Consider the following 2,639-nt stretch of genomic DNA (forward strand, 5'->3'; position numbering starts at 1 on the left):
AGAGACAGTGTTTTAGCCCCTACACCAAATCTCTGCAACACCTCCCTCAGAAGTACTCCAGCTTTTTCTACGATCTCACCACCACCTGCTTCCCTTGGAGCCAAAGAGAAAATAAATTCAAACCCTTTGGGAACGGTCAGGATAAAGATCGGTGTCGGGGAATGCCAATCTCCGGGAGCTTCTCCATGCTGATAATAGGGCTGGTAGTGGGGATTCATGATGTCGAGTTCCAGTATCGGTTTGCTTTTGAGCTGCTCAGGCGTTGGGAAGGTGTCGAAGAACACTACTTCCCCCACCCATCTTTGCGTTCCGAAAATTCTCCTGATATCTTCGAAAGTCATCTCCACTCCATCGATCTCAAAACTCAGAGATTTAACGTCTCCGGAAACCTTGGAATCGTCCGGCTCCTCAACGGATTTCTGCACTTTACCTGTGAGTTTGAAGAAGTCACCCCCTTCCTGATTGACCAACTCTTCCGCTAGCCTGTATATGGCGTAGTGCTTTGCAACACCCTTCAAAGCAGATCCCGGAATGTACGGAACTCCGTAATTCCTGTGGAGTCTTATAGAGATTTCGTAAACACTTTCATCGCCCAAGCCGACTACGAGGCGGGATTTTGTTACTAAATTGAATGTGCTGGCTTTAACCCCTCTTAAAAAATTCTCAAAGTGGTTGAAATAACTGTCATACAGCTCCAGCGCCTTTTCAGGTAGTTTGATTTCGTGACCAAAGCGATCGTGTTTGGGCTTTTCCACTTCGCCGTTTTTCTCAAAAAAGGGACAAAACTTCGTGAGCAAAATAGATAAGTTATCGAGAATACCAATATACTTACCTCTTTTGAAAGTGTTTTCTGCCAAGGGTAGTAAGTCCTTTGCAACGAAGAATTTGAGAGTTTCACTCATCCTGAATCACTCTCCTTTAGTTCAGCTCTCGCAAATTTCGTCATCCAGTTGAGCAATGCGAGAACTTCCTGTGTTGCTTGGAAAACTATTAGAGAGTCAGTTTTAGTGATCCACTCCAGCACATCCTCATCTTTTTTGCAGTAACCCCTCTCCTGCAACCACTCGCCGAAGTGTTCGTATAACTTTGTGTAAGCCTCTCTCTTTTTAGATCTATAGTAAGCCAGAGTATTTCCTAGCCCGTTCGTTAAAATCATAGCTGGAGCGTTTTTTACGTATTTTGCGTAGTCCTCTTCAAAGTCTCTGCCTTTCACCGACTTTACTTTTTCATACGCAAATTTAGCTCTCTCCTGCTCAAGCGTTTTCATTACCGACCGCCCCTAACTTAACGAATCCCTTACCGATAGTTTCATTACCACCAACCTGAACGAATTTACCGTCGAATTTTCTGAACTCTTCTGCTACATCTTCAGCCGTTGACAATTCATTCGTTTTCCTTCTTGGCTCAGCAATTGCTATAACTGAATACATCACCACATCGCTCGGTAAATATTCCTCATACCACAGCGCTCCTTCGTCGACAGTCCCAGTTTCCGCTTTGATTCTCACTCTTGCCAGGATCTCGGTGGTCGTCCTAACGAAAATGCTGAAGATATCGTCCTGTACAATCACTATTCTATTTTCATCCAGACTGATCGGAGATATTCTAGAAATTGCCTCTACGATTTGAGAAATGTTTTGCTTTTCAGCATTGAGAGCTAAGTCCTCTATAATTATTTTATTTTCTTGCACTTCGAGAATTGTATCCAGTGAAACCGCAGCGAAATTTTCAGACTTCAGCGGTGGGATTTTGAAATTAACAGTAATATTGGCAAGCTCAAGGTCTCTCCTAAACCTTTTCAGCACCATCGGACAGGTTACGTGGGCAAAAACACCCTTAGCACTTCTCACTGGGAACAGCAGCACCTTAACATCTCCCACACTTATCGCTCCTGCGTGGTCGGATGCACTGTCAGTCGGAGGTCCGAATATGACTTCGGTTTTAACCTTGTTTTGCGAATCGTCGATCTTGGTGTAGTAACTCCTCAAAACACCCTTCAAACTCTGCCCCCATATCACCGGAAAGCCAGTGTGCCTTTCCCTCTGTATCGGTAAATCTATCACGCTCATCTCAGCTCCGCTTCCAGCATGCACGGGTGTTATGCTGTACAGACTCAAAATAAGGGCTTTTTCGAACACGTCAAACACCTCCTTCAATTCTCAGTAGCTTCAAACCGAACTCCTCAAGCCTCTCAAAATGCCTCAAATCGAGAGTGTAAAGCGTTAGGTCTTTCGAAAGGGCGCATGATGCGATTAGTAGATCTGCATCACCTATCTGCAGACCCCTCTCTTTGAGGGAGTTGTGCAGATTGCAATAGGTCAAAACCACCTCGTTATCAAGGCTGACAACCTTAAAAAAACTCTCGAGGAGCGATTTCAATTCTTTTCTGGTTCTGTCATCTCTGTAATACCTCAGAAACTCAATTAGCGTTATGACGGAGATGTGGCTATCATCGAGCATTTCAAGTTTTTTCGCTTTCGAATACTCTATCAGCACAGAGGTGTCAACCATCACGTTCTCCAAGTCTGAAAGTTCTTCTGAAATCCTCAACTTCTCTTTTGAGCTCATTCCAGTCGACCTCCTTCAAAAGTTCGTAATATCTGATATACTTTCCCTTCTTTTTTACGTATCTCCTAACA

General features: G+C 44.1%; 4 protein-coding genes. All 4 read right to left on the reverse strand.

The annotated features are described in order from the left end of the window. A partial coding sequence (gene cmr6, locus F7C14_RS07880) for a type III-B CRISPR module RAMP protein Cmr6 (RefSeq protein ID WP_290901637.1) occupies window positions 1-902 on the reverse strand: 902 nt, incomplete at its 3' end. Next, window positions 899-1,267 (reverse strand): type III-B CRISPR module-associated protein Cmr5, encoded by a 369-nt coding sequence (gene cmr5, locus F7C14_RS07885; protein WP_290901640.1) that lies wholly within the window; start codon window positions 1,265-1,267, stop codon window positions 899-901. The genes cmr6 and cmr5, both read right to left, overlap by 4 nt. Beyond that, window positions 1,254-2,138 (reverse strand): type III-B CRISPR module RAMP protein Cmr4, encoded by an 885-nt coding sequence (cmr4, locus tag F7C14_RS07890; RefSeq protein ID WP_290901643.1) that lies wholly within the window; start codon window positions 2,136-2,138, stop codon window positions 1,254-1,256. The genes cmr5 and cmr4 overlap by 14 nt, the downstream gene beginning before the upstream one ends. Window position 2,139: 1 nt before the next feature. Further along, on the reverse strand, window positions 2,140-2,568 hold the full coding sequence (locus F7C14_RS07895; RefSeq protein ID WP_290901646.1) for a type II toxin-antitoxin system VapC family toxin: 429 nt from the start codon (window positions 2,566-2,568) through the stop codon (window positions 2,140-2,142). Window positions 2,569-2,639: the final 71 nt, after the last annotated feature.

The organism is Ferroglobus sp. (assembly GCF_015521575.1).
Lineage (GTDB): Archaea > Halobacteriota > Archaeoglobi > Archaeoglobales > Archaeoglobaceae > Ferroglobus.

Bases quoted from the DNA above. Each gene is read 5' to 3' on its own strand.
- cmr5 (WP_290901640.1), bottom strand. From the start codon at position 1,267: ATGAAAACGCTTGAGCAGGAGAGAGCTAAATTTGCGTATGAAAAAGTA.
- F7C14_RS07895 (WP_290901646.1), bottom strand. From the start codon at position 2,568: ATGAGCTCAAAAGAGAAGTTGAGGATTTCAGAAGAACTTTCAGACTTG.